The 1,485-nt window shown below is 63.4% G+C and carries 1 protein-coding gene; it reads left to right on the top strand.

Annotation, left to right across the window (positions count from 1 at the left end; genetic code table 11):
* Nucleotides 1-164 precede the first annotated feature (164 nt).
* Entirely contained in the window at nucleotides 165-1,472 is a 1,308-nt protein-coding gene (locus tag Q9R39_RS24615) for an ISL3 family transposase (RefSeq protein ID WP_311278449.1), read from the top strand.
* The last annotated feature ends 13 nt before the right edge of the window (nucleotides 1,473-1,485 follow it).

The following is a 1,485-nucleotide window of genomic DNA, read 5'->3' as shown; positions in this document are numbered from 1 at the left end:
GGCTCTTCCTGATTGACGGTGCGTGGAACAGGTTCTTGCGACCACAAGATGTAGGGGTGAGCAAGATCGCGGGGTGTGGGCGGTGAGCCTGGAGATATAGGCGGGTCCTGTGGTGTGAGGATGAAAGCTCTCACACACCCACCCGGACACCGACAGGACCCACGTTGCAGCGTAGCGCTATTGCCGACACCATTTGCCGCACCATCGAGCTCGGGGTGACGATCACCGGTGCCGCCCTCGACGGCGAGGACCGCACCCACGTGTTCTGCCAGGTCCTGGAACCGACGAACACCTGTCCCGGATGCGGACAGCCGGGACGACTGCGTGACCACATCGATCGTGAGGTCGCTGATCTGCCGATCGTGGGGCACCCGACCCGGCTGCATATCGCAGTGCCGCGCCATCTGTGCGACAACCCGGACTGTGCCACCACGATCTTTCGTGCCGACATCTCGACGATCGTGGCGCCGCGGGCACAGGTCACCCGCCGCACCACGACCTGGATTCTGCGGGCGATGATCGTCGACAAGATGTCGGTCAAGGCGGTCGCCGCTGCGATCGGGATGAGTTGGAACACCGTGAACACCCTTGCTTTGGACGCGGCCCGCTCGTTGGCGTCCGCACCAGCCCGCCTGGACGGTGTGCGAGTCCTTGGGGTCGATGAGCACAAGTGGAAACACGTTCGCGGCAAGGGGGATTCGAGTTTCGTCACCGTGCTCGTCGACCTGACACCGATCGTGGACGGTACCGGGCCAGCACGTTTGTTGGACATGGTCGCCGGCCGTTCCAAAGCCGCGTTGAAGGATTGGCTGACCGCACGCGATCCTGCGTTTCGTGACCGAATCAAGGTGGTGACGATGGACGGCTTCTCCGGGTATCGCACCGCGACCGCTGAAACCCTGGACAAGGCGCGTGCGGTGATGGATCCGTTTCATGTCGTGCACTTGGCCGCAGACAAACTCACCGTGTGTCGTCAACGCGTACAACAGGATACGTGCGGACACCGCGGCCGTAGCGGGGACCCGCTCTACGGAATCCGCCGCCCCCTGCTCACCCGAATCGGCTTGTTGACCGACAAGCAGAAGACCCGCATCACCAACGGCCTCCAAGCGCGTGAGGAACACCTGGCGGTCGCGGTCACCTACGCCGTCTATCAGGACCTGATCGACGCCTACGACCAGCCGCACAAGCGAGACGGGAAGATCGCGATGTACAAGCTGCTCAAACGCATCCATACCGGCGTGCCGAAAGAACTCGCCGAACTCGCCCAACTCGGCCGCTCGCTGTGGGCCCGACGCAAAGAGATCCTGGCCTACTTCGACACCGGCGCCTCCAACGGCCCGGTCGAAGCGATCAACGGCCGCCTGGAACACCTACGCGGGATCGCGCTCGGCTTCCGCAACCTCAACCACTACATCTTGCGGTCACTCATCCACTCCGGCGGCCTGGCAGAACGCCTACACGCACTCTGAATCAGGAAGAGCC

Source organism: Gordonia sp. AC31 (assembly GCF_031844505.1).
Lineage (GTDB): Bacteria > Actinomycetota > Actinomycetes > Mycobacteriales > Mycobacteriaceae > Gordonia > Gordonia hongkongensis.
This window is presented reverse-complemented; position numbering and strand designations above follow the sequence as displayed.